This is a genomic window from Flavobacterium algoris (assembly GCF_048158525.1).
Taxonomy (GTDB): domain Bacteria; phylum Bacteroidota; class Bacteroidia; order Flavobacteriales; family Flavobacteriaceae; genus Flavobacterium; species Flavobacterium algoris.
Map to the genome: position 1 here is coordinate 46,520 of NZ_JBLNKT010000003.1, position 26,931 is coordinate 73,450.

A 26,931-nucleotide genomic window follows, 5' to 3' on the forward strand; every position below is an offset into this window, starting at 1 on the left:
ATTATACGCTAAAGAAAAAAGTTTCTATATTTAAACCCGAAGTATGAAATTGCCAATTCATATTTACCACTTCCTTAATTACTTTTTTCAACATAGAAAAATCGTTTGGTTTTTTGATGTAAATATTAGCGCCTTCTATAAACGTATCTTCAATATCTTTTTCTGATGAAGAAGTAGAATATATGGCAATTGAAACCTCTTTAAAACGAATATTTGCTCTGATTTCTTTTAGACAATCGATCCCCGTTTTTCCTGGCATATTTAAATCCAGAAATAAAACATGCGGCAGCCTAATATCGGGATGTACTAAATAATCCATTAGATCTTTACCATCTTTGAATAGAGTCAACTTATTATTCATTTTAAGCTCCTGTATAGCTTCACTAAAAAAGGTGCGATCATCTTCGTCATCGTCAGCTAAAAGAATATGCATTGAATCTTGGTGTGAAATCATAAAATATCGGGGTTATTTTGTCTTTTTACTACTTCATTATTACTTAACTCTCTTCTTTTACCTACAATTCTTTTAAACATCGAAGGCGTTAATCCTGTTACTTTTTTAAATTGAGTAGATAAATAAGCGACACTACTATAATTCAGTTCATGAGAAATCTCAGTTAAAGTCAGCTTCTCTTCAATTATTAATTTCTTTGCTCTTTCAATCTTTTGAATAATAATAAAATTCTCAATTGACGTATGTGTATATTCCGAAAAAACATTGGTGATATATCCGTATCGTAAGTTCAATTTATCCGATAGATACTGAGAAATTGTTATGTTAGGAAATTTATCTTTTTCATAGACAATTTCAATTATTGCATCTTTAATTTTTTGAATTAATTGCCCTTTTGGGTTATCTATAATATGAATCGCATATTTCTTTAAACTATCTTGAAGTGCTGTAAAATTCTCTTCCGAGACATCGTCACTAATTTCAATTTGTCCTAAATCCAACAGTTGATATTTAATATCTAATTTTTCTAATTGATCTTGCAATATCGCCCTGCAAGCAATATTTCCATCATAATTAAAATTGACCTTCATAGCATTAAGCAATTGTTAAAGTTAAAATTAAACGCTAAATGTAAATCAAAAATTATTAATGTGTAGCAAATAATTTACTTTAAATGTTAAACATTGTTTTCTTTAAAATACAAAAAACATAAAAACCTGATTATTAATACTCTTAAATAAATCCTGTTTATTCCAAAAAATAGCATACTTAAAGTTATCCGTGAATCGTTTCACTTTTACCGTAATTTGTTATAATATTTTCTTCGAATTCAAGCCATTCTCTCCACCGTTTTTCCACATCAATTCCTACGCCATATTTCCTTGCGTAGGTTATAAAAGTCGTATAATGACCCGCTTCACTTTCCATCAAATCTCTATAAAATATGGATAATTCTTCGTCTTGGATGTTTTCCGAAAGGACTTTGAACCGTTCACAACTTCTCGCTTCTATCATAGCTGAAAACAACAACCGTTCCACTAAACTGGAAACTCTGCTTCCGTTTCCGCTTTTTTTCATATACAAATACAATTCATTGACATAATCATCTTTTCGTTCGCGTCCTAACTTCAAGCCGCGTTTAATAATGATGTTGTGAACTTGCTCAAAATGGTCGATTTCTTCTTTGGCCAAAGCCAACAAATCCTTCACTAAATCCTGATGTTCCGAGTTGTTAGTGATAATTGTTATGGCATTTGTAGCTGCTTTTTGTTCACACCAAGCATGATCCGTCAAGATTTCCTCAATGTTTTTCTCAACAATATTCACCCATCTCGGATCGGTTGGCAATTTTAATCTCAGTACTGACATTACAAAATTTGTTTAAAGTTTGAAAATAGTTTACCGTTTAAAGTTCCGTTAAAAAAGAAAAAGTTTAAAGTTCAAAATTTTGTGATACCTTTTCGAAACACAAAACTTTAAACTTTAAACTTTAAACCTTTAAACTTTAAACTAAAAAAATTAATATACGAAAATAGCTCTTTCGCTCATCATTTCATTTACTTCAGCAGCTACCGCTTCGATAACATCTTCGTTAGTATGATCCACTAGCACTCTATCAATTAAAGCAACAATAGTTTCCATATCTTCTTCAAGCAAACCACGAGTGGTAATCGCTGCAGTTCCTACACGAATTCCTGAAGTTACAAATGGTGATTTATCATCAAATGGAACCATGTTTTTATTTACCGTAATTTCTGCTTTTACCAATGCATTTTCAGCATCTTTTCCAGAAATATTTTTGTTTCTTAAATCTATCAACATCATGTGGTTATCTGTCCCGCCTGAAATGATTTCATAGCCTCTTTTTACAAAAGCATCTGCCATTGCGTTAGCATTTTTTTGTAATTGTAAAGCATAAGTGAAAAATTCATCATTTAATGCTTCGCCAAATGCAACCGCTTTAGCAGCAATAATGTGCATTAATGGACCCCCTTGATTTCCAGGAAAAACAGCTAAGTCTAGTAAAGAAGACATCATTCTGATTTCTCCTTTTGGAGTCGTTAAACCAAATGGATTTTCGAAATCTTTACCCATTAAAATTAAACCGCCACGAGGACCACGTAATGTTTTGTGTGTTGTAGTCGTTACAATATGACAATGAGGCAATGGATCATTCATCAACCCTTTTGCAATAAGACCAGCAGGATGAGAAATATCCGCTAGTAAAATAGCGCCAACACTATCCGCAATTACTCTGAAACGCTCAAAATCCATATCACGAGAATAAGCCGAAGCTCCTGCGATAATTAATTTTGGTTGCTCTTTTGTTGCTATTTCTTGAATTTTATCGTAATCTAATCTTCCTGTTTCCTTGTCTACACCATAGAAAGAAGGTGTGTATAAACGTCCAGAAAAGTTTACAGGAGAACCATGCGTTAAGTGTCCACCATGTGATAAATCAAAACCTAAAATTTTATCTCCTGGTTTGATACAAGCATGATAAACCGCTGTATTCGCTTGTGAACCAGAATGTGGCTGCACATTTGCGTAAGCAGCACCAAATAATTCTTTGGCTCTGTCAATAGCAATTTGCTCAATAACATCAACTACTTCGCAACCGCCGTAGTATCTTTTGCCAGGATATCCTTCGGCATATTTATTGGTTAAAACAGAACCGGCTGCTTCCATTACTTCGTCACTTACGAAGTTTTCCGAAGCGATAAGTTCTAATCCGTGTATTTGTCTTTCTTGTTCTTCTAGAATAAGGTCAAAAATTTGTTCGTCGCGTTGCATTTCTTTGATTTTGGTTAATTTGATGCAAAAATACAAAAAAACGTTTGGTTAATAGTTAGATTATAATATATTTGATGAGTAATTTTCAACAAAATAATTAACATCAATATGCCTATAACAGCCAACAATACTAAAAGAAAATCATGGTTAGAAGTAGCTACAAGCAGCGATTTTCCCATTCAAAACATTCCTTTTGGTGTTTTTCTTACCAAAGAAAACATAGTGACTGTAGGGACTAGAATCGGAGATTTCGCTATTGATTTGGGAGCTTTACAGCAATTAAATTATTTCGAAGGTATTGAGCTGACGGATGATATGTTCATGCAAGACACTTTGAATGATTTTATTTCGGATGGCAAAAAAACATGGCGATTGGTTCGAAATCGTATCGCTGAAATTTTTGACGAAAAAAATCCAAAATTAAGAGATAATACAAAAGACAGAGATATTGTCATCTTCAAAATGGAAGATGTAGAAATGCAATTACCGGTACTAATAGGCGATTATACAGACTTTTATTCCAGCAAAGAGCATGCAACTAATGTAGGAAAAATGTTTCGCGACCCAGAAAACGCGTTATTACCTAACTGGCTTCACATCCCTGTGGGCTATCACGGAAGAAGTTCTACTATTGTTCCTTCTGGAATTCCAGTGCATAGACCAATGGGACAAACCTTGCCAAATGGCGAAACTACGCCTGTTTTTGGACCTTCCCGTTCGGTAGATTTTGAATTGGAAACTGCTTTTATAACAACCGATGTCAATATTATGGGAGAAAATATTCCTATAAATGAAGCCGAAGATTATATTTTCGGAATGGTTTTATTGAATGACTGGAGCGCCCGCGATATTCAAAAATGGGAATATGTTCCACTGGGGCCATTCTTGTCCAAAAACTTTGCTACCTCAATCTCACCTTGGATTGTTACGATGGATGCGTTGGAACCATTTAGAACCAAAGGTCCAAAACAAGAGCCTACTCCGTTACCGTATTTACAACAAAAAGGAAAGCATTCTTTCGATATTAATTTAGAAGTGGCAATTCAACCTGAAAATGCCGAAGAAACTGTTGTTTCTCATTCTAATTTTAAATATTTATATTGGTCAATGTGCCAACAATTAGCGCATCACACCTCTAATGGTTGTCGCGTAAATTCGGGTGACATGATGGGATCAGGAACAATCTCAGGACCAACCGAAGATAGTTTTGGCTCCATGCTGGAATTAACCTGGGGAGGGAAAAATCCAATAAAAATGAATGACGGGACAGAACGTAAATTCATCAATGATAACGACACTGTAATAATGAAAGGATTTTGTCAAAACGGACAGGTTCGCATTGGTTTTGGCGAAGTTTCCAGTAAGCTACTTCCACCATTCGTAAGAAAATAAAAAATTAAAAATATACTTTTAAAAACCTAACATTTGTTCTATTTTTGTTAGGTTTTTTTGTGGCATTATTTTTGAAATTTGAATATTAAAATAGGATTACAGCTTCAAATAAACACCTACTTACTTTTTTGCTTATGAAAAAAATTACTCTTTTATTATCGTTGTTTATTCTTGTTTCGTCTTGTGGCGTAAAGCAAACTCAAAACTTATTAAGCTCCGGAAATTACGATCCAGCAATTGATAATGCCATTTCAAATTTACAATCCAATAAAGATAAAAAAGGCAAGCAGGATTATGTTTATTTACTCGAAGAGGCTTTCGCCAAAGCCAAAGAGCGTGATTTAAACACCATAAACTTATTAGCGAAAGAGGCAAATCCAACGCAATTAGAAAAAACATACACTACTTATATCCAATTGAATAACCGTCAGGAAAAAATCAAACCGATACTACCTTTAAAATTAATTAAAGAAGGCAGGAACGCAATTTTTCCTTTTGACAATTATAACAACAAAATTGTAGACAGCAAAAATGCCTTATCCGCTTATTTATATGCTAATGCAAAAAAATTAATGCTGACTTCAGACAAGATGAATTTCCGCAAGGGGTATGATGATTTGGATTATTTGAATCAAATAAATCCAAATTACAAAAATGTTTTGCAACTCATGGACGAAGCTAAATTCAAAGGTTCTGATTATGTTTCGGTTTACACCAAAAATGAAACCAACATGATTATTCCAGCTCGTCTGCAAAATGATTTATTGGATTTTAGCACCTATGGGTTAAATGATAAATGGACCATTTACCACAGTAACAAACAAAGGGGAATTGATTATGATTATGGTATGATGATTAATTTTCGCCAAATTTATATTTCACCAGAACAAATCAAAGAAAGAGAATTTGTAAAAGAACGCATCATAAAGGATGGGGTAAAAAAACTGATTGACGCTAACGGAAGAGAAGTTTTAGACGAAAAAGGAAAAGTGGTTTTGGTTGATAATCTTAGAACCGTAAACGCCCGTATTTATGAATCGAGACAATTTAAATCCTGCCAGATTACCGCAAAAGTAGATTATGTAAACTTGAGAAGCAATCAACTCATCCAGTCCTTTCCTGTGACAAGTGAGTTTACTTTCGAAAATATCTATGCAACCTATAAAGGAGACCGACGCGCTTCTGACGATAATTATTACTCTTATTTTGATAAAAGAGCAGTCGCTTTTCCTAGCAGTGAACAAATGGTTTATGACACTGGAGAAGATTTGAAAGCCAAGTTAAAAGATATCATTAGTCGAAATAGATTTCGAAATTAATTAGATAAATTAACAGAAAAAGAACAACTCCTTGAAATTAAATTATTTCAGGGAGTTTTTTACTTGCATAAAACAAACATTGTATTAAAATTTTGTTACAAAAAACAAAAAAAGTATTCTGTTTCCAAAATAATTGTATTTTTGCACCCATGAATAATATAAGTGTACATATAACTTCTATATCACGGACAAACAGACCTACGGCTTCTCCCGAAGTACGGATGCTATAATATAGTACCCACAACGTGTTTTGTTTTTGTTTTTTATTCATTTCTCATTTATACCGTTTTGAAATTATCCCAGTTAACCATTGGATTAATATATCCTAAAAAAACTATATTTTCTTGTTCATTAGCCCACACAACGCTATGTTCAGGATCAATGTCTTTTTATGCATCTATTTTAATTGATTGGTATAACGCTGGTTTTTCGAAACTTGAATCCAACTCATTTTTTAACTCAAAATAATCTCTTGAAATGAACATTTCTATCATTGTAACTCAGGAAGAACATTATAAGTATTCGCAGGAAATATGCGATACTATTGAATCGTCCGCCTTATTGAGAGGTACTGGGATTGCTAAAAGAACTCCTGAATACATCCAAAAAAAGATGGAAAGCAAAGATGCTGTCATTGCATTAGACAATGGCAAATTTGCTGGTTTTTGCTATATCGAAAGTTGGCAACACGGGAAATTTGTGGCACATTCTGGTTTGATTGTACATCCTGATTACAGAAATTTAGGTTTAGCCAAAAAAATCAAATCATTTGTTTTTGATTATTCATTGGAAAAATATCCAGATGCTAAAGTATTTGGAATCACAACTGGTTTGGCGGTAATGAAAATCAATTCAGATTTAGGCTACAAACCTGTACCTTTTTCAGAATTGACCAGCGATCCAAGTTTTTGGAAAGGATGCCAAACGTGTACCAATTATGAAATCCTAAAAAGTAAAGACAACAAAATGTGCTTGTGTACCGGAATGCTTTATGACCCAAAAGAAAAGCCTAAAGACCCGCCTAAACACCCATTTAACGTTAGAGTGTTAAACAGATTAAAATCAATTAAAGAAGCCTTGTTCTTAAAAAAATAATATCATGAAAAAAGTTGTATTAGCTTATAGTGGAGGATTAGACACCTCTTATTGCCTAAAATATTTAAAAAACGAAAAAGGATATGAAGTTCATACCGTTCTTATAAATACAGGAGGATTTGATGAAGCTGAACTAGCCGCTATCGAAGAAAGAGCCTACGAATTAGGAAGTGCGCAACATGCAAATCTTACCATCGTTGATAAATATTACGATAAAGCCATTAAATATTTGATTTATGGAAATGTATTAAAAAACAATACCTACCCATTATCCGTAAGTGCAGAACGTGTTTTTCAAGCTATCGAAGCGATTAAATACGCAAAATCTGTTGGTGCCGAAGCAATTGCTCACGGAAGTACTGGTGCAGGAAATGACCAAATTCGTTTTGATTTAATTTTCCAAACCATCGCTCCCGAAATTGAAATCATCACTCCAATCAGAGATTTGAAATTATCAAGACAGGAAGAAGTGGATTATTTATCTAAAAATGGAGTTCATTATTCTTGGGAAAAAGCACAATATTCCATTAATAAAGGATTGTGGGGAACAAGCGTAGGCGGTAAAGAAACATTGACCTCAAATCAAACTTTACCAAGTGAAGCTTATCCTTCGCAATTGCAAAAAACGGGTGAAGAGAAAGTAACGCTACAATTTGAAAAAGGACAATTAGTAGGCATCAACGGGACATTGGACACCCCAATAAAAAACATCGTTGCATTAGAAAAACTGGCAAACGCTTATGCTATAGGTAGAGACACACACGTAGGCGACACCATTATCGGAATTAAAGGAAGAGTTGGTTTTGAAGCCGCTGCTCCTTTAATCATCATCAAAGCACACCATTTATTAGAGAAACATACGCTGGGTAAATGGCAACAATACTGGAAAGAACAACTAGGGAACTGGTACGGTATGTTGTTTCATGAAGGACAATTCTTGGACCCTGTGATGAGAAATATCGAGGCTTTCCTGGAAGACACTCAAACGACTGTAAACGGAACCGTTATCGTTTCTTTAAAACCATATCACTTTACATTGGACGGAATTGAATCTGAAAATGATTTGATGAATACCTCTTTTGGTCAATATGGAGAAATGAACAACGCCTGGACATCGGACGATGCCAAAGGATTTATCAAAATTCTTGGAAATGCCCAAAACATATTTTCATCTGTAAATAAACTGACACATGATTAATATTGGAATAATTGGTGGTTCGGGGTACACAGCGGGGGAACTCATCAGAATATTGATGTTTCATCCCAATGCTACACTTGATTTTGTTTACAGTACAACAAACGCCGGGAAACCACTTTCGGTTGCGCATCATGATTTAATGGGTGATATCGAAATGAATTTTACCGATACTGTAAATCCAAATGTGAATGTTGTTTTCTTATGCTTAGGACACGGTAAATCAAAATCATTTTTGGAGCAAAACCAATTTGCGAGCCATACCAAAATCATCGATTTAGGAAATGATTTCAGATTGACAAAAGACAAAGACTTAGAAGATAAATCTTTCGTCTACGGTTTACCTGAATTGAATAAAGCGACTATAAAAAACGCACAATTTATAGCAAATCCGGGTTGTTTTGCAACAGCGATTCAACTGGCTTTATTGCCATTGGCAAAACACGAAATGCTTACGACTGACGTTCATATCAATGCCACAACCGGAAGCACGGGAGCTGGAGTATCGCCTTCGGAAACGACGCATTTTAGTTGGAGATCGAATAATATGTCGCATTACAAAGCTTTTGAGCACCAACATTTGGGAGAAATAAACCAAAGTGTCAACCAATTGCAAGCGGATTATACCAACGAATTGATTTTTGTGCCTAACAGAGGTGATTTTGCCAGAGGGATTTTTGCAACATTATACACAACAATCGAAGAAAGCCTGGAAGATGTGGTTGCAAAATACGAGGCTTTTTACAAAGACCAACCTTTCGTAACCGTTACTACCAATGGGATCAACATGAAACAAGTGGTTCAAACCAATAAATGTATTATTAGTTTAATGAAAAAAGGAAACCGGTTATTGATTACTTCAGTAATTGATAATTTAACAAAAGGAGCCTCAGGACAAGCCATTCAAAACATGAATTTAATGTTTGGATTGGATGAAAGTACGGGATTGCATTTGAAACCAAGCGGATTCTAATTTTTCTGTTTTAAATGATAAATTTTAAATTCTAAATTTAAAAATCGATTCATTTAAAATTTAAAATTCAACATTTAAAATAATTAAAAAATGAACTTATTTGACGTTTACCCATTATACAACATCACTCCTGTAAAAGCACTGGATTGCACGATTACAGACGAAAACGGAGTGGAATATTTAGATTTATATGGTGGTCATGGAGTAATTTCCATCGGACACACACAACCTGATTATGTTGCCAAATTAAAAAATCAATTGGATAATATTGGTTTTTATTCCAATGCGATTCAGAATCCATTGCAAGTAGAATTAGCCGAAAAATTAGGAAAACTTTCCGGATTGGAAGACTACACTTTATTTTTATGCAGTTCTGGAGCTGAGGCCAATGAAAACGCCTTGAAATTAGCCTCTTTTCATAACAATAAATCTCGTGTAATTGCTTTTGATAATTCCTTTCACGGGAGAACTTCAGCGGCCGTTGCGGTGACAGATAACAAAAAAATTGTTGCGCCGATCAATGCCCAACAAATTGTTACTTTTTTGCCATTGAATAACATCGAATTGGTAGAAAACGAACTAAAAAAAGGTGATGTTTCTTCTGTTATTATTGAGGGAATTCAAGGAGTTGGTGGTTTAGACCAAGGAACAACTGAATTTTTTCAGGCATTAGAAAAAATGTGTGAGACTTACGATGCCGTTTTGATTTTGGACGAAGTGCAATCAGGATACGGAAGAAGCGGAAAGTTTTTTGCCCATCAACACCATAACATCAAAGCAGATATTATTTGCTTGGCCAAAGGAATGGGCAACGGATTTCCTATTGGTGGAATCTTGATTTCTCCAAAATTCACAGCGAGTTATGGATTATTGGGAACTACTTTTGGTGGAAACCATTTGGCTTGCGCTGCTGGAATAGCGGTTTTGGATGTGATTGAGAGCCAAAAATTAATGGATAACGTAAACGACGTTTACGCCTATTTTTTAGAGGCAATCCAACAAGTTCCTGAAGTTATTAAAGTAAAAGGAAAAGGATTAATGCTAGGTGTAGAATTTGATTTTGACGTAAGTGCTCTTCGTAAAAAAATGATTATGGACAAACATATTTTTACGGGAAATGCTAATAATAAAAACTTATTAAGAATCCTTCCTCCATTGACAATCAAGAAGGAAGCAATTGATACCTTTATTATAGCTTTAAAAGAAACATTGGCAGAATTGAAATGATTTTTTAAACATATAAGTCATCTAAGCTCCTAAACTTATGTGACTTATATACTTAGATTTTTTTCTAAAATAGTAAACCAAAAACTAATGAACCACGTATTACCAATAGAAAAACGAAATTCAGTTTTAAGCCATATGGCTGAACTTCTTGAACAAGAAAGAGCCAATCTTAAGACTATAAATCAACAGGATATTAATAATTATTCTGGAGATGACTTGGCCATGGAAAAACGTTTATTGGTTGATGACGCCAAAATTGACGGTATGATTTTATCCATGCAACAATTGGCCAGTCAAGAAGATCCTATTGGCGTAGAGCGTTTTAATTTCGACCATGAAAATGGAATGAAAGTAATCAATAAAACAGCGGCTTTTGGAACCATCATGATTATTTATGAATCCAGACCTGATGTTACTGTTGAAGCTGGTGGAATTGCTTTCAAATCCGGAAATAAAATTTTATTGAAAGGCGGAAAAGAATCTTTACAATCCAACTTGAAAATTGTAGAATTGTGGCATCAAGCTTTAACAGCTAACAATGTGGCTACAGAATGGGTGGAATACTTGAATTACAATCGGGAAGAAACGCAGGCATTTTTAGAGAAACCGACACAAAAAGTGGACTTAATCGTTCCTCGTGGTGGCGAAAAATTAATTGCTTTTGTAAAAAAACACGCCACCTGTCCAGTGATTATAAGTGGTCGAGGAAATAATTTTGTGTATGTAAATAAGGAAGCTGATTTAGAAAAAGCACTTGATATTATTATTAACGGAAAGACCTCAAATATATCGGTTTGCAATGCTTTAGATAAAGTTTTAATTGACACAAATCTTGAAAATTGGGAAGCTTTTGCTATCAAAATAGTTGAGGAATTACAACAAAGAAACGTTACCGTTTTAGGAGATGAAAGTATTTCGAGAGTAACAAACGTTCCTCAGATCGAATCTGATTTAATTTGGTATGAAGAGTTTTTAGATTATAAAATTGTTATTGGAACAACCAATTCGGATCAAGAAGCAATTGACAAAATAAATAAATATTGTGGCGGACATTCCGCTTCGATAATCACAAAAAATGATGCAATTGCCCAAGAATTCATGGAAAATGTAGATACGGCAGCCGTGTATCAAAATGCCTCTACCCGATTCACGGATGGTGGACAATTTGGTTTAGGTGGCGAATTGGCGATAAGCACAGACAAATTACACCAACGTGGACCAATTGGTTTGCAACATTTAGTTACTAATAAGTGGTATATTTACGGAAATGGACAAATCCGGTAAAAAGATTTTTGATTGAAGATTAACGATTTTTGATTGCAGATTGAAAGTAGAAATAATAAAAATGGCTAAAAAAAGAATTTTATTAAAGTTAGGAAGCAATACGTTAACCAAAGAAACCAATCACATTTCGAGAGGAAAGATTGAAGATATTGGAATGCAAATAGCAGCATTGAGAGACGATTATGAATTTGTAATTGTTAGTTCCGGTGCGATTGCAGCTGCCAAACAATTTGTTAAACTAGAAAGTCAAGACAAAGATGTTTTTGTAAAGCAAGCGTTGGCTTCAATTGGCCAGCCTCATTTGATGCGGATTTATCATGAAAATTTCAGCGATTTAGGATTGCTCATTTCGCAATGTTTACTTTCTTATTCTGATTTTGAAAAAGAGCAAGCCAAAGTAAATATCGTAAACACCATCAATGTGTTGGTCAAAAATAATTACATTCCGATTATCAATGAAAATGATACTGTGGCAACGGATGAGATTCAGTTTGGCGACAATGATAAATTAGCCGCTTTAACCGCCGTTTTATTAAATGTTGACATTCTGATTATTGCTACCAATACCAACGGGATTTACACCAAATCATCCATTCATGATGCCGTTCCTGAGACTATTTCTTTGGTAACCGATTTAAAAGTATTGGAAAAAGAGATTGGGGATTCTAAATCTTCGCACGGAACTGGCGGAATGCAATCTAAAATTGAAGCTACGGCAATTGCCAAAGCCGCCAATATCGAAACCTGGATTGTCAATGGATTGGAAGACAATTTTATTTTGAAAGCTTTAAAAAACGAAATCCCTTTTACTAAAATAATTTAATTCGAATATTGGATTTTTAGATTGTTAGATTTTTGGACAATTCATAATTCATAATTTATAATTCACAACTACAATGAACTACATCTCCATACAAAACATAGATTCGCTCAACAAATGGGTCAAAGAAGCATTAAAAATCAAGAAAAAACCCCTTAAAAACAAAAAACTGGGTAAGAACAAAACCTTAGGAATGTTGTTTTTTAATTCCAGTTTAAGAACACGTTTGAGTACACAAAAAGCAGCTTTGAATTTAGGAATGAACGTCATGGTAATGAATTTCACCAGTGAAGGTTGGACATTAGAATTTGAAGATGGTGCTATCATGAATTCCGGTGCTTCGGAACATATTAAAGAAGCGGCAGCAGTAGTTTCTCAATATTGCGATATTATTGCCATCAGAGCTTTTGCCGGATTGGTAGACAAAGAAAAAGACAATGCCGAAACCGTTCTTATGGGTTTCTTAAAATACGCCACGGTGCCTGTTGTTAATATGGAAAGTGCCACAGGACATCCTTTACAATCCCTTGCCGATGCCATTACAATGGCAGAACACAAAACAGAACACAGACCAAAAGTAGTTTTGACTTGGGCGCCGCATCCCAGAGCATTACCTCAGGCTGTTCCCAATTCCTTCGTGCAAATGATGCAGTTACAAGATGCAGATTTTGTCATTACGCATCCGGAAGGATACGAATTGAATCCTGAAATCACGAAAGATTCCAAGATTGAATACGACCAAGACAAAGCTTTCGAAAACGCCGATTTCATTTACGCCAAAAACTGGAGCAATTATAACGAGTATGGTCAGATTACAAATTCTGATCCAAACTGGACCGTAACTGCCGATAAAATGAAACTGACCAACAATGCTAAATTCATGCATTGTTTACCGGTAAGACGTAATGTAATTGTTACGGATGAAGTGATTGACAGCGAAAACTCCATTGTTATCGAACAAGCCAATAACAGAACCTATGCCGCGCAATTAGTGTTGCAAAAAATATTGGAAAATGGAAAATAAAAAACCGCTAACAATAATAAAAATTGGAGGAAACATCATTGATAACCCAACAGAATTATCACAGTTTTTAGCTGATTTTTCTAAGATTGAAGGTTATAAAATTCTCGTTCATGGCGGCGGAAAATTAGCTACTAAAATGGCGGAAAGCATTGGTTTATTCCCTCAAATGATTGATGGAAGACGCATCACCGATTCCGCTATGCTTGAGGTAGTTGTAATGACTTATGCAGGTCAAATCAATAAAAATATCGTTGCTCAATTGCAAGCAAATTCCACCAATGCGATGGGATTTTCTGGTGCGGATGGAAATTTAATTCAATCGGATAAAAGAAACCACCCAACAATCAATTATGGTTTTGTGGGCGATGTAAAAAAAGTTAATACGGAATTGTTGGAAACGTTACTTTCAAATGGAATAGTTCCTGTATTTTGCGCGATAACACACGACGGAAAAGGGCAATTATTAAACACAAATGCGGATACCATTGCCAGTGAATTGGCGATTGCTTTATCGGAAGTTTTTGATGTCACTTTGAATTATTGCTTCGAAAAACCGGGCGTTTTATATGATGCCGAAGATGATTCTTCGGTAATTGAGAACATCAATCCAGAATTATATTCCAAATTAAAAGCCGAAAAAGCGATACATTCCGGTATGATTCCTAAATTAGACAACTGTTTCAATAGTTTGTCCAAAGGAGTTCAAAAAATAAAAATTGGTCATCACCGCATGTTGCAAGACAAAACGGCATTGTACACTACAATTACACTATGAAGAGTATAGAAATCCTTACACAAGAAGCCATTTCGTTATTAAAAGCACTGATTGAAACGCCTTCATTTTCAAGTGAAGAAGACCAAACAGCACTTTTAATCGAAAATTGGTTTACACAAAATAGTATCTCTTTCGAAAGAGAGAATAATAACATTTGGGCTTTCAATAAACATTTTGACACCACCAAGCCAACACTTTTACTGAATTCACACCACGATACCGTAAAACCAAACCAAGGCTATACCAACGATCCATTTGAAGCCATCGTAAAAGACGGTAAATTATTTGGACTGGGAAGCAATGATGCGGGAGGTTGTCTGGTTTCGCTTTTAGCCACTTTTATTCATTTTTATTCGAATGAAAAGTTGCCTTACAATATTGTGATGGTCGCTTCAGCCGAAGAAGAAAGCAGCGGAAAAAACGGATTAAACAGCGTTTTAAAACATTTACCGGAACTGGAATGTGCCATTGTTGGCGAACCTACTTTAATGCAATTGGCCGTAGCCGAAAAAGGGTTATTAGTACTCGATGTCATCGTAAAAGGTACGGCAAGCCACGCCGCGCACAACAATCCGGATAATCCTATTTACAATGCGATACCCGTTATTGAATGGTTTAACAGCTATCAATTTGAAAAAATATCGGCCGTTTTAGGTCCAGTAAAAATGACCGTAACACAAGTAACCGCTGGAAAACAACACAACGTAGTTCCTGCCGAATGTCATTTGGTTGTTGATATTCGCGTGAATGATTGTTACAGCAATCCCGAAATTTTGGAAACCGTAAAAAGACATTTGACCGCCGAAATAAATCCGCGTTCCATGCATTTAAACGCCTCATCGATTCCCGTTGCACACGGATTAGTTCAAGCCGGAATCGCATTAGGAAGAACAACATACGGCTCGCCTACCCTTTCGGATCAATCGGTTTTGAGTTGTAAATCCTTAAAATTAGGCCCCGGAGAAACCTTGAGGTCACATTCGGCAGACGAATTTATATTTATAAACGAAATAGAAGAAGGAATTCAATTGTATATCAAAATACTTTCAGACTTCTTTATTCAGACTTCTTAGATTTTTAGACTCCTTAGAAGTCTAAAAATCTAACTGTCTAAAAATCTAAAAATCTAATTATGAAACTTTGGGAAAAAGGAATACCAACAGATAAACAAATCGAACATTTCACCGTTGGTAACGACAGAGAACTGGATTTAGTTCTGGCCAAATACGATGCTTTAGGCTCTATTGCTCACGCTAAAATGCTGCACCAAATCGGACTTTTGACAACTTCCGAAACGGATTCTTTAGTACTCGCTTTAGAAGATATTATTATTGATGCAGAAAAAGGAAATTTCGAAATCGAAGATAATTTTGAAGACGTACATTCTAAAATCGAGTATCTGTTAACTGTAAAACTAGGCGATGCCGGAAAAAAAATCCATACCGCTCGCTCTCGTAACGACCAAGTTTTAGTAGACGTTAATTTGTATCTAAAAGACGTCGTTAAAGAACTTAAGGAGCAAGTAAAGAACTTGTTTGATTTGCTAATGGAATCGGCCGAAAAACATCAAAATGTGTTATTACCAGGCTACACACACCTTCAAATTGCGATGCCTTCTTCTTTTGGAATGTGGTTTTCTGCTTACGCTGAAACTTTGATTGATGACATAACAATGCTAAATGCAGCTTTGAAAATCGTGGACCAAAATCCATTAGGTTCGGCTGCAGGTTATGGAAGTTCCTTCCCAATTAACAGAACATTCACCACAAAGGAATTAGGGTTTGAAACCTTAAAATTCAATTCTGTAGCGGCACAAATGAGCCGTGGAAAATCAGAAAAAACGGTTGCTTTTGCCATGAGTAGTGTTGCTGCAACTTTGGCAAAGTTTTCTATGGATGTTTGTTTGTATATGAGCCAGAATTTTGATTTCATCACTTTGCCTGCCCATCTTACAACAGGTTCGAGCATTATGCCACACAAGAAAAACCCGGATGTTTTTGAATTGATTCGTGGAAAATGTAACAAAATTCAAGCCTTGCCCTATGAAATTACTTTAATTACCAACAACTTGCCAAGCGGTTATCATAGAGATTTACAACTTTTGAAAGAAGGATTATTTCCAGCGATTCAAAACCTAAAAGCGTGTTTGGACATCGCTATTTTTGCTATAAAAGATATTAAAGTAAAAGAACACATATTAGACGATCCTAAATACAATTATCTGTTCACCGTTGATACTTTAAACGAAATGGTTGTTGCCGGAATGCCTTTTAGAGATGCCTACAAAGTAGTTGCAGAGCAACTGGAAAATGGCACTTTCAAATCGCCAAAAGAAACCAAACATACGCACGAAGGAAGTATTAACAATTTGTGTTTAAAGGAAATAAAAAGGAAGATGAGAGATTCTTATTAATTCAAAACCAAAATAGTTGTTGCAAAAAAATCCATTCGTTTAAGCGAATGGATTTTTTTGTTTTTAAAATTGCTCTATTAATTGCCGTTGGTTTTAACCAACGATAAAATGTAAAAGAAAGAATTGGCTTTAGCCAAAATGGTTGAACAATTTTGGCTATAGCCAATTCTTTCAAAATCTTAAATTCCGCTGGTTAAAACCAACGGCTATTGATACAACAGAATAACCATAAATTTAATACGATCAAAAAGAACACCTAGAACCTACTATTTACAACTTCCCTTTCAGTTCCTCCGCATCAATATCACTGTGCGAAACATTATAAATAGTTTTCCCTTCTTTAATTAATATCAATTGTGGCGATTGATGTGTCACTCCAAAACGAGTTGCAATTTCATTAGAAATATCGCGATGCGCTATTAAATCTAAAAAATAAGGCGTAACTTTATCTGCGCTATTAAACTCATTTTCAAATTGTTTCAGCGCCATCCTACTTACGCTGCATCGGGTACTGTGTTTAAAAATTGCTACTGGTTTTTCATTCGAAATAGCAATAATTTCATTCAGTTGACCTAAATCGGTTAGTTCATTCCAATTGATTTTATTTTCATTTAAATCCTTGTCGTCTGAACTGTTAAAAATATTTTGAAAAAAACTCATAATTGTCTTGTTTAAGGACATTTTGACTTTAAAGTATGATAAAAACCATGCAATTTCCGTCAATTTGTCTGTATTATTATATTGGAATATAAATTGAATATTGATTCGCAAAGTTAGTCAAATAACACCAAAACAATAACCATCATGAACATAAATAAATTTACAATCAAATCCCAGGAAGCTATTCAGCTTTCCCAACAATTGGCGCAAAGCCACGGGCAACAACAAATAGAAAACGAACATATTTTCAAGGCTATTTTTGAAGTAGATGAAAATGTGGCGCCTTTTATATTAAAGAAACTGAATGTAAACGTACCCCTGTTTCTTCAAATATTAGACAGCACCATTCAGAGTTTTCCAAAAGTTTCCGGCGGCGAAATTATGCTTTCCAGAACTGCTAACACAACGCTAAACGAAGCCGAGATTATTGCCAAAAAAATGAATGATGAATTTGTTTCTGTCGAGCATTTAATTTTAGCCATTTTTGATTCTAAAACAAAGGCTGCTCAAATATTAAAAGATCAGGGCGTAACCGGAAAAGGATTAAAAGCCGCCATAGAAGAATTGCGAAAAGGAGAACGGGTAACCTCTGCCTCTGCTGAGGAAACCTATAATTCTTTAAATAAATATGCCAAAAACCTCAACGAATTGGCACGCTCTGGCAAACTCGATCCAGTAATTGGCCGTGATGAGGAAATTCGCAGGGTATTACAAATTCTAACCCGCAGAACTAAAAACAACCCAATGCTCGTGGGAGAACCCGGAGTGGGAAAAACCGCTATTGCCGAAGGATTGGCACACCGAATTGTAGATGGAGATGTTCCTGACAATTTGAAAGATAAAATCGTGTATTCCCTTGATATGGGAGCACTAATTGCCGGTGCCAAATACAAAGGGGAATTTGAGGAACGATTAAAATCTGTGGTGAAAGAAGTGACTTCTGCCGAAGGTGATATTGTTTTATTCATTGACGAAATCCATACACTTGTGGGAGCCGGCGGTGGCGAAGGTGCCATGGATGCGGCAAATATTTTGAAACCGGCGTTGGCTCGTGGGGAACTGCGTGCCATTGGGGCAACAACATTAGACGAATATCAAAAATATTTTGAAAAAGATAAAGCGCTCGAAAGACGTTTCCAAAAAATAATGGTCGAAGAGCCCGATACCGAAAGTGCTATTTCGATTTTGCGTGGAATCAAAGAAAAATACGAAACGCACCATAAAGTCCAAATCAAAGACGATGCTATTATTGCCGCTGTCGAATTATCGCAACGCTATATTACGAACCGTTTTCTTCCGGATAAAGCTATCGATTTAATGGATGAAGCCGCTTCAAAATTGCGTATGGAAATCAATTCGAAACCGGAGGAACTCGATGTTTTGGATCGAAAAATCATGCAATTGGAAATTGAAATTGAAGCCATTAAACGAGAAAAAGATGAAAGCAAACTCAAAATTTTAGGAATGGATTTGGCGAATCTCAAAGAAGATCGCAACGAAATCTACGCCAAATGGAAATCAGAGAAAGATGTAGTCGATAACATTCAAAGCGTAAAAACGGAAATTGAAGACTTCAAATACGAAGCCGAACGTGCCGAACGGGATGGTGATTATGGAAAAGTAGCCGAAATTCGGTATGGTAAAATCAAAGAAGCGCAAGAACGTTTAGCTATTTTACTCAAGGAATTACAAGAAAACCAATCTGGAACTTCGTTGATAAAAGAAGAAGTTACCCGCGAAGACATTGCCGAAGTGGTAGCCAAATGGACTGGAATTCCGGTGATGAAAATGCTTCAGGGCGAACGAGAAAAACTACTAAAACTCGAAGATGAATTGCATCATAGAGTCGTAGGACAGGAAGAAGCCATTCAGGCGGTAAGTGATGCCGTGCGCAGAAGCCGAGCCGGACTGCAGGATATGAAAAAACCAGTGGGGACCTTTCTTTTCCTTGGCACAACGGGAGTCGGTAAAACCGAATTGGCAAAAGCCTTAGCCGAATACCTGTTTGACGATGAAAATGCGATGACCCGTATCGACATGAGCGAGTACCAAGAACGCCACAGCGTAAGTCGTTTGGTTGGTGCGCCTCCTGGATATGTGGGTTATGAGGAAGGCGGACAATTGACAGAAGCCGTTCGTAGAAAACCGTATTCCGTAATATTATTGGATGAGATTGAAAAAGCGCATCCTGATACGTTTAATATCTTGCTACAAGTTTTGGATGAAGGACGTCTGACAGATAACAAAGGACGTTTAGCCGATTTCAAAAACACAATTATCATCATGACTTCTAATATGGGAAGTCAGATTATTCAGGAGAAATTTGAAAATCTAAAAGGAAGCGTAGAAGCTGCAACCGAAGCTGCAAAAGTGGAAGTTCTTGGATTATTGAAACAAACGGTACGTCCGGAATTCATCAATCGTATTGACGAAATTGTAATGTTCACACCGCTTACCAATGAAAATATTGCTCAAATTGTAGGCTTACAACTGAAAAATGTGACCAAAATGCTGGCACAACAAGGTATTACGATGGACGCGACTCCGGAAGCCATTGCCTATTTATCGGAGAAAGGATATGATCCGCAATTTGGAGCAAGACCCGTGAAAAGAGTGATTCAAAGAGATGTGCTCAATGAATTATCCAAAGAAATTCTATCCGGAAAAATAACTACAGACAGCATCGTTTTAATAGATGCGTTTGATGGGAAACTCGTTTTTAGAAATCAAACCGAGTTAGTTTCTTAATCGGAATGATTTAAAAATAATGAAAACATCGGTCGAAAGGCTGGTGTTTTTTTATGCAATCCTGTTTTTTTTAGGAGCAGACGATTTGTTTTTTCATCACGAGTTGTCCCGCTGTCCGCAGTATCTTTTTTTAAACGTAACCCTAACCCCAGTTCAAAACTTTGATAAGGTTAAAAGCGTTTATAAAAAAGGATACTTGCTTCCATCGGGGCTAAGTCATTACAACCTTTTTTCCAAAATAAAATTTTGATAAACAAACTGCTTTGGTAACCATTTAGATTTTTTATTAACCCTTTCCAAATAAACGGTTACGTAATAATTTGTAGTATATTATTTATATCTTAGCAAAACTATAAAAAGGGTAATTTTGGAGGAGTACTGATATGGGCCGAGCCGATGGCTCTTTATGATGCTGGAGTTTCTTTATGTCAACTGGACTAAAGTCCAGCCTTACAAAATGAGTCGAGCCGATGGCTCTGAGACGTATGAAGAAGTTCCATAGGAACGGCTCATATTGTAGCAACGGATTTTAATCCGTTGATGTTAAAAACAAAACAAAACGCATCCAAAAGTTCCATAGGAACGGCTCATATTGTAGCAACGGATTTTAATCCGTTGGTTTTAAAAACAAAACAAAACGTATGTAAAAGTTTCATAGGAACGGCTCATATTGTAGCAACGGATTTTAATCCGTGGGTATCAAAAACAAAACGTATGTAAAAGTTCCATAGGAACGACACATATTCTAGCAACGGATTTTAATCCGTTGATGTTAAAAACAAAACAAAACGCATCCAAAAGTTCCATAGGAACGACACATATTCTAGCAACGGATTTTAATCCGTTGGTATCAAAAACAAAACGTATATAAAAGTTCCATAGGAACGACACATATTCTAGCATCGGATTTTAATCCGTTGGTTTTAAAAACAAAACAAAACGCATGCAAAAGTTCCATAGGAACGGCTCATATTGTAGCAACGGATTTTAATCCGTTGGTATTAAAATAAAAACGAATAAAGATTCAGCTAAAAATATGGCAAATACCTATCATCAAGTTTACATTCAAGCAGTTTTTGCAGTAAAGTATCGAGAAGCCGTGATTAGTAAGGAATGGAAATCTATATTAATGGGAGTAATTGGTAATTTGATTAATGAAACTGGGTGCAAAACCATTATTGTTAATGGTGCTGAAGATCACGTGCATTGTTTCATCGGATTGAAACCAGTGGTTTCTATTTCCGAATTGATGAAAACCATTAAAGCAAAATCATCCAAATATATCAATGACCATCAATTGACAAAATCAAGATTTGAATGGCAGGAAGGTTATGGCGTTTTTTCGTACAGCCATTCCCAAGTTGATAGTGTTTATAAATACATTGCCAATCAAGAAGAACATCATAAGAAACAAACCTTCAAAGAGGAATATTTGGCATTTTTAGATACGTTTGAAGTCCCGTTTGATGAAAGGTATATTTTTGAACATCTGAAATAAGCCAGACTGGACGAAATCTCCGCACTCCATACCCATTAGAAAATGCCCATTCGCTACTACATCAATCAAGTGGTATAAACCTATTATTAGCTTAACTTTACAGCTATAATTAATCCTATTACAACCGTTTAAAAAATATACCATGAATATTTTAGAATTAATAAAAAAAAGATACACAGCAAAGAGGTACATCGCTGACAAGGCAATACCACAAGAAAAAATTGAAGATTTGAAAGAGGTTTTACGCCTCACTCCTTCCTCTATAAATATTCAACCTTGGAAATTTACATTTGTACAGAATCCAGAAATTAAAGCAAAATTAGCTTCGGTTTCCATGCATAATGAAGAAAAAATAAATCAAGCGCAACTATTAGTGGTTTTTAGTGTGGCCGATGATTTGGATGCTTTTCAAAAAGTAGTAGAAAACGAATTACCGCAAGCCAGAAGGGATTGGTACAATCAAATGAAAGCAAGTATGCCAGAAGCCGATTTGAAAATATGGCTGTCCAAACAAGTGTACATCGCCTTGGGAGTTGGTTTGACGGCTAGTGTTGCATTAGGTCTGGATTCAACAGCAATGGAAGGTATTGAATCGGATAAATACAGGGACATTCTTAATATGGCAGCTTACAAACCACTCTTTGCTATGGCCGTAGGTTACGGTTCGGAAGATGATTTTAACCGAATTGAAATAACACCAAAATCCAGGAGATTACAAGAGAGTGTAATTGAAACTATTTAAACTAAAACGAATTAAACCAGCTTTACATTTTAAGAGACAAAAACAATATCCCTACCTTTGCCGCTGATACTAAAACAACAATCGAAAAACACATTCTTTCGATTGATTTAAAGAATATAAAATGAAATTTAAAGGAATTATTTTTGATTTAGACGGAACACTGGTGAATTCTCTGGAAGACATTGCAGATGCGATGAACAGTGTCCTTAAAGGCCTCAACTTCCCTACTCACAATTATGATGCTTATCAATATTTCATTGGTAGTGGCCTTAGAAATTTGGTCACTAAAGCCTTGCCGGCAACACATAATGAGGAAACACAAATTGATCATTGTTACCATTTGATGGTTGCAGTATATCGTGATAATTGTACGCGTAAAACAAAAGCCTATGATGGAATATTCGAATTATTAGACGAATTAAAATCACGCAATATAAAACTAAGTGTATTCTCGAATAAAGCGGATGACCTGACAAAGGAAATTACAACAGCCCTATTTCCTGATTATTTTAATCCAATAGTAGGTTTGACGACAGAATCACTAAAAAAACCAAATCCGTTTAAAACAGTGGAAATAAGTAAACACTTTGGATTAAAAGCCGAAGAAATCATTTTCATAGGGGATTCCGGTATTGATATGCAAACGGCTACGAATGCCAATATGTTTGCCGTCGGGGTTTCATGGGGCTACAGACCAGAAGAAGAATTGATTTCAAATGGCGCAAAATATGTATTAAACCAACCCGCTGATTTAATTGCTATTTTATAATCAGCATCCCAAAATAAAAGTGCGTAACCGCTTTAATCTATAGCTGCAATTTCACAAATGGGAAAGTGTAGAATTGGAAAATTACACGAATTAGCTATAAAACAGAGTTGGTTTGCTTTTTTATGCAAGCTAAGTGCTTCCTCAATTTTTCCTTTGTTGCTGATACGCACTTTAGGATTCAGTTTAATCATAGTAAAACGGCCGCTAGCGTCGGGCAAAACTTCGAGAGTTGCCTCCGCTTCGTCCGTGTAAGACACCACGTCAATACCATTTTGTTCACAAACATATAAGTAAGACATCATGTGACAGGAAACCACGCTGCTCAATAACAGGTCTTCAGGATTGTACAAAGCAGGATCTCCTTTGAAAGCTTTAGCAGCCGAAACATGTAGAACACCCTTACCGTCAATCGTAACGGTATGACTTTTAGTAAATGTTGTCACTTCCTTTTTAGAAAAAAGCCAATCTAATTTGGCTATAAATACATGTTTGAACCCCATATTATTTTTTTTCCAAAAGTAATCAAAAACAGTACTGCTACTACAGAAAAGTTTTGGGTGAATAGTGCCTAAAAATTCACTCGTTTTATAAAGAGTACATCAAAAAGTAGTAGCTTCGCACCAATAAACAATCAAAACGCGGAGATTAAATTTGGGTAATCAACCCAAAAATCCACGCAGTTTACAAAACAATCAAAATGGCATCAGGTTTTTTCGCACTATTAGATGATATCGCAGCAATTATGGATGATGTTGCAGTAATGAGTAAAATTGCAGCCAAAAAAACGGCAGGTATTTTAGGCGATGACTTGGCCGTAAATGCCGAAAAAGCTTCCGGATTTATTTCGTCAAGAGAACTTCCTGTATTGTGGGCAATTGCAAAAGGTTCTTTTGTTAATAAAGTAATCATTTTACCCATCGCTTTTCTGTTGAGTGCATTTTTACCTGTGGCTGTTATCGTAATCTTAGTGCTTGGCGGGCTTTATTTAGCCTACGAAGGTGCCGAAAAAATATACGAATACTTCTTTCCGCATGAGCATGCAAAGCACGAAATTTTAATGGAACCGATGACCGAAGAACAAATATTAGCTTTCGAAAAGGGAAAAATAAAATCAGCCATCGTAACCGATTTTATTTTATCAGTTGAAATCGTAATTATTGCACTGGGCACCGTAATTGGAAAGCCTATTTCATCACAAATACTTGTTGTTTCTATCATTGCAATAATCGCAACAGTTGGTGTTTACGGTATTGTAGCCCTAATTGTCCGAATGGATGAAGCAGGTTTAAAACTAATTCAACTGAGTTCCAAAGAAAAAAGTTTTACAAAAACGATCGGTACTGTTCTGGTACAAGCACTGCCAAAAGTCATCAAAAGTCTATCCGTAATAGGCACAATCGCCCTGATATTAGTGGCAGGTGGCATATTTGTACATAATATCGATTTCTTACATCATGTATTACCGCAATTGCCTTCCATCGTAACCGAATTTATAATCGGACTTCTAATCGGGGGAATTGTTTTGGGAATTGTAACCCTGTTCAAAAAGATAATTGGCAAAAAGTAAGCAGCAATTGAATACACTTTAGCAGTATACATAATTTAAAAACAAGGAGAACATCAGTCGAAAGGCTGGTGTTTTTTTATGCCTTTTATAGGAGCAGAACTATTCTAATTTTTCAAGACGAGTTGTCCCGCTGTCCGCAGTATCTTTTTATAAACGCAACCCTATCAGGTTACATTATAAAAAGAATACTTGCTCCCATCGGGGCTATTTGACAACGCGTTTTTTCCAGAATAAAGTTTCCAAAAAAAGTGCTTTATTAAAGTTTAGATTGTGTTATAAATCATATTGGGATAAAAAAGTTGAATACTAATTTGTAAGAAAATTTTAATATATTTGTTTACTATGTCGCTATAAAGTAGCGACAATCTACCCAACATATTTAAAAACTATCGTACAAATGAGACAACTTGACTCGAATGAATTACTAGACAAATTCAAAGACTATTCTTCAGATATTAAATATTCTGATGTAGACGATTTAACTATTAAAACATCTCAATTTTTAAATTTCCTTTCAAATCAAGATATTTCAAATAGAATATTAGAGCGAATTGAAGAAGATTTTAATGACTTAAAAACTTCTCTTTCCGTAGATTCAAATCAAAGATACGGTAGGTTTTATACTAATATGACAGAATCATTAGAAACTCGTGAACTTCAAGGCGCATTTGGATACTTCTATATCAAAAAATATTTTTTAATAAAACCACAGCATAGAACTCACTATTTAGATAGTATAACAAAATGGTATCGTGCTGCAGATTATAATGATCACAAGCAAAAGTTTAATACATATATCTTTGAACCTTTTGTTGAGCTATTTGAATGGTATATTTACGAAAGTGAAGCTAGGAGTAATAATGATTATTTTTCTACTGAAACACAAGATAAAATTTTTGATAAACTTGATGAAATGAAAGAATTATTAACTAAGCTTGGCTTCGGTCAAGAAATAGTTATTGATGAAATTCGTGATGCCAAAAAGCTTACTAAAAAATTAAATAGAAAAAACTGGACAGAAATCATTACTGGTAAACTCGTTGACTTAGGATTAAGTGAAGTAATTTCATTAGAAATGGCAAAAAAAGCAACTGATTTTTTAAGTGGAGAAGGAATTAAATTACTTCAATAATACATAGCCTAACAACCTGTAACCGCAATTGCGGGGATTTCAGTAGCTGAAAATTGTTCATTCACGAAGAAAGTTTTATCTTCTGCAGAGAGAACTAGGCTCGCTTTGATCCGCAAATGAGTTTAGCGCGAGAGCGTTACCTTTTACAAAATACGAAATGAAAATCTTAAAAGTAACATATGTATTGTCATCAATAATTGGAATTTCCCTCCTAATTGTTGGAATATTTATGAAACTTGGTAATATTGAATCTCATGGTTGGTTTTTTACAAAAAAAGGTACTTTAACAAATGGAGTATTAGATGCAAATGGAACTCTAATACTAGCGGTAATAATTTTACTTTTTTCTATTTGGAACAAAAAAATGTATAAACAAGAAAAACAAAATCATGATAGATTAAAAAATATTGAAAAGAATGAAAATATGTTAACGGGAAAATATAATATTTTTAAGATACGTAAAATTAATAAAAAATAATGTAAATGCTACATCTCCCGCTACCGAAGCGTACCACTCTTGTACACTAGTAAAAGCAAGCAACTTATTGATAAATATCAAAAAGGACTCTTGACTATTAAAATGTAAACTTCAACACAATAAATATGAAAACATTTAAACCAACCCATAAATTACTGACTGTAATAGTCACTTTATTTATACTTGCCTTTAGTACAAATACTGTGGCTCAGGAAAAAATTCAAATGGTACGATTAGCAAAAATTAAAGTTGATCCTTTGCAATTGGACAAATATAATAATGCGCTAAAAGAACAAATGACTACTGCAGTTCGTCTTGAGCCAGGAGTGCTAACTTATTACGCCGTTGCGGACAAAACCGAATCCTCACACATCACAATACTTGAAATATATGCGGATACAACGGCATACAAATCACACATAGAAACTACTCATTTTAAGAAATATAAGGAGACTGTTAAAGATATGGTCAAATCTTTGGAGCTTATAGATGTTACCCTAATTGGCTCAGCTAATAAGATGGGAAAATAACCTATGAAAAAACAATTCTTAACTTACTGCTAATGGTAAAAAA

Annotated in this window: 27 protein-coding genes; 21 read left to right on the top strand and 6 right to left on the bottom strand. The window is 35.1% G+C overall.

Translation table 11 applies throughout. The features are described 5' to 3' along the window. Position 1 precedes the first annotated feature (1 nt). The 4 genes from ACM55I_RS02215 to glyA all read right to left on the bottom strand — a co-directional run bounded on the left by ACM55I_RS02215 (position 2) and on the right by glyA (position 3,247). Positions 2-454, bottom strand: a complete 453-nt coding sequence (locus ACM55I_RS02215; RefSeq protein ID WP_416845147.1) for a response regulator — start codon at positions 452-454, stop codon at positions 2-4. Next, complete coding sequence (locus ACM55I_RS02220; RefSeq protein WP_416845148.1) at positions 451-1,044, bottom strand: helix-turn-helix domain-containing protein; 594 nt, start codon at positions 1,042-1,044, stop codon at positions 451-453. The genes ACM55I_RS02215 and ACM55I_RS02220 overlap by 4 nt, the downstream gene beginning before the upstream one ends. Before the next feature lie 184 nt (positions 1,045-1,228). Beyond that, a complete protein-coding gene (locus tag ACM55I_RS02225) occupies positions 1,229-1,822 on the bottom strand; it encodes a MiaE family protein (protein ID WP_416845149.1) in 594 nt (197 codons plus the stop codon). 150 nt (positions 1,823-1,972) lie between these two features. Next, on the bottom strand, positions 1,973-3,247 hold the full coding sequence (gene glyA, locus ACM55I_RS02230; RefSeq protein WP_039110650.1) for a serine hydroxymethyltransferase: 1,275 nt from the start codon (positions 3,245-3,247) through the stop codon (positions 1,973-1,975). 108 nt (positions 3,248-3,355) lie between these two features. On the opposite strand from glyA, the gene fahA reads away from it, so the two are divergent. The 12 genes from fahA (at position 3,356) to argH (ending at position 16,764) form a co-directional block, all read left to right on the top strand. Further along, on the top strand, positions 3,356-4,639 hold the full coding sequence (gene fahA / locus ACM55I_RS02235) for a fumarylacetoacetase (protein ID WP_416845150.1): 1,284 nt from the start codon (positions 3,356-3,358) through the stop codon (positions 4,637-4,639). 134 nt (positions 4,640-4,773) lie between these two features. Continuing rightward, positions 4,774-5,958: a hypothetical protein gene (locus tag ACM55I_RS02240; RefSeq protein WP_416845151.1), complete on the top strand. Its 1,185-nt coding sequence runs from the start codon at positions 4,774-4,776 to the stop codon at positions 5,956-5,958. Between the two features lie 477 nt (positions 5,959-6,435). Further along, complete coding sequence (locus ACM55I_RS02245) at positions 6,436-7,053, top strand: GNAT family N-acetyltransferase (protein WP_416845152.1); 618 nt, start codon at positions 6,436-6,438, stop codon at positions 7,051-7,053. A gap of 4 nt (positions 7,054-7,057) precedes the next feature. Next, positions 7,058-8,251 carry an argininosuccinate synthase gene (locus ACM55I_RS02250; RefSeq protein ID WP_416845153.1) on the top strand — a complete coding sequence of 398 codons (1,194 nt, stop codon included), beginning with the start codon at positions 7,058-7,060 and terminating at the stop codon, positions 8,249-8,251. Beyond that, positions 8,244-9,221 carry an N-acetyl-gamma-glutamyl-phosphate reductase gene (gene argC, locus ACM55I_RS02255; protein WP_416845154.1) on the top strand — a complete coding sequence of 326 codons (978 nt, stop codon included), beginning with the start codon at positions 8,244-8,246 and terminating at the stop codon, positions 9,219-9,221. Before ACM55I_RS02250 ends, argC begins: the two co-directional genes overlap by 8 nt. 90 nt (positions 9,222-9,311) lie before the next feature. After that, positions 9,312-10,448, top strand: a complete 1,137-nt coding sequence (locus ACM55I_RS02260) for an aspartate aminotransferase family protein (protein ID WP_416845155.1) — start codon at positions 9,312-9,314, stop codon at positions 10,446-10,448. Between the two features lie 87 nt (positions 10,449-10,535). After that, positions 10,536-11,732, top strand: coding sequence for a glutamate-5-semialdehyde dehydrogenase (locus ACM55I_RS02265; RefSeq protein ID WP_416845156.1), 1,197 nt, complete (start codon positions 10,536-10,538; stop codon positions 11,730-11,732). A gap of 61 nt (positions 11,733-11,793) precedes the next feature. Beyond that, entirely contained in the window at positions 11,794-12,555 is a 762-nt protein-coding gene (proB, locus tag ACM55I_RS02270; RefSeq protein ID WP_416845157.1) for a glutamate 5-kinase, read from the top strand. Positions 12,556-12,628: 73 nt separating this feature from the next. Continuing rightward, positions 12,629-13,576, top strand: a complete 948-nt coding sequence (locus tag ACM55I_RS02275) for an N-acetylornithine carbamoyltransferase (protein ID WP_416845158.1) — start codon at positions 12,629-12,631, stop codon at positions 13,574-13,576. After that, entirely contained in the window at positions 13,566-14,351 is a 786-nt protein-coding gene (gene argB / locus ACM55I_RS02280) for an acetylglutamate kinase (protein ID WP_416845159.1), read from the top strand. The genes ACM55I_RS02275 and argB overlap by 11 nt, the downstream gene beginning before the upstream one ends. Beyond that, complete coding sequence (locus tag ACM55I_RS02285) at positions 14,348-15,424, top strand: M20 family metallo-hydrolase (RefSeq protein ID WP_416845160.1); 1,077 nt, start codon at positions 14,348-14,350, stop codon at positions 15,422-15,424. Before argB ends, ACM55I_RS02285 begins: the two co-directional genes overlap by 4 nt. Positions 15,425-15,483: 59 nt before the next feature. Beyond that, positions 15,484-16,764 (top strand): argininosuccinate lyase, encoded by a 1,281-nt coding sequence (gene argH, locus ACM55I_RS02290; protein ID WP_416845161.1) that lies wholly within the window; start codon positions 15,484-15,486, stop codon positions 16,762-16,764. Between the two features lie 270 nt (positions 16,765-17,034). On the opposite strand, the gene ytxJ is transcribed toward argH, so the two are convergent. Further along, positions 17,035-17,424 carry a bacillithiol system redox-active protein YtxJ gene (ytxJ, locus tag ACM55I_RS02295; protein WP_416845162.1) on the bottom strand — a complete coding sequence of 130 codons (390 nt, stop codon included), beginning with the start codon at positions 17,422-17,424 and terminating at the stop codon, positions 17,035-17,037. Between the two features lie 144 nt (positions 17,425-17,568). On the opposite strand from ytxJ, the gene clpB reads away from it, so the two are divergent. The 5 genes from clpB (at position 17,569) to ACM55I_RS02320 (ending at position 23,181) form a co-directional block, all read left to right on the top strand. Then, a complete protein-coding gene (gene clpB, locus ACM55I_RS02300; RefSeq protein ID WP_416845163.1) occupies positions 17,569-20,172 on the top strand; it encodes an ATP-dependent chaperone ClpB in 2,604 nt (867 codons plus the stop codon). A gap of 540 nt (positions 20,173-20,712) precedes the next feature. Further along, the gene (locus tag ACM55I_RS02305) at positions 20,713-20,892 is read left to right on the top strand and encodes a hypothetical protein (protein WP_416845164.1); all 180 of its coding nucleotides are present in this window, start codon (positions 20,713-20,715) and stop codon (positions 20,890-20,892) included. A 316-nt stretch (positions 20,893-21,208) separates the two neighbouring features. Continuing rightward, complete coding sequence (gene tnpA / locus ACM55I_RS02310) at positions 21,209-21,670, top strand: IS200/IS605 family transposase (RefSeq protein ID WP_416845165.1); 462 nt, start codon at positions 21,209-21,211, stop codon at positions 21,668-21,670. Positions 21,671-21,812: 142 nt separating this feature from the next. Beyond that, positions 21,813-22,412 carry a nitroreductase family protein gene (locus tag ACM55I_RS02315; protein WP_416845166.1) on the top strand — a complete coding sequence of 200 codons (600 nt, stop codon included), beginning with the start codon at positions 21,813-21,815 and terminating at the stop codon, positions 22,410-22,412. A 121-nt stretch (positions 22,413-22,533) separates the two neighbouring features. Further along, on the top strand, positions 22,534-23,181 hold the full coding sequence (locus ACM55I_RS02320) for an HAD family hydrolase (protein ID WP_416845167.1): 648 nt from the start codon (positions 22,534-22,536) through the stop codon (positions 23,179-23,181). 32 nt (positions 23,182-23,213) lie between these two features. On the opposite strand, the gene ACM55I_RS02325 is transcribed toward ACM55I_RS02320, so the two are convergent. Beyond that, a complete protein-coding gene (locus ACM55I_RS02325; RefSeq protein WP_416845168.1) occupies positions 23,214-23,681 on the bottom strand; it encodes an OsmC family protein in 468 nt (155 codons plus the stop codon). Positions 23,682-23,878: 197 nt separating this feature from the next. On the opposite strand from ACM55I_RS02325, the gene ACM55I_RS02330 reads away from it, so the two are divergent. The 4 genes from ACM55I_RS02330 (at position 23,879) to ACM55I_RS02345 (ending at position 26,888) form a co-directional block, all read left to right on the top strand. Further along, entirely contained in the window at positions 23,879-24,748 is an 870-nt protein-coding gene (locus tag ACM55I_RS02330) for a DUF808 domain-containing protein (RefSeq protein ID WP_416845169.1), read from the top strand. Between the two features lie 397 nt (positions 24,749-25,145). Continuing rightward, positions 25,146-25,880, top strand: a complete 735-nt coding sequence (locus tag ACM55I_RS02335; protein WP_416845170.1) for a hypothetical protein — start codon at positions 25,146-25,148, stop codon at positions 25,878-25,880. 157 nt (positions 25,881-26,037) lie between these two features. Further along, positions 26,038-26,358 carry a hypothetical protein gene (locus ACM55I_RS02340; protein ID WP_416845171.1) on the top strand — a complete coding sequence of 107 codons (321 nt, stop codon included), beginning with the start codon at positions 26,038-26,040 and terminating at the stop codon, positions 26,356-26,358. Between the two features lie 125 nt (positions 26,359-26,483). After that, complete coding sequence (locus tag ACM55I_RS02345; protein ID WP_416845172.1) at positions 26,484-26,888, top strand: putative quinol monooxygenase; 405 nt, start codon at positions 26,484-26,486, stop codon at positions 26,886-26,888. Positions 26,889-26,931: the final 43 nt, after the last annotated feature.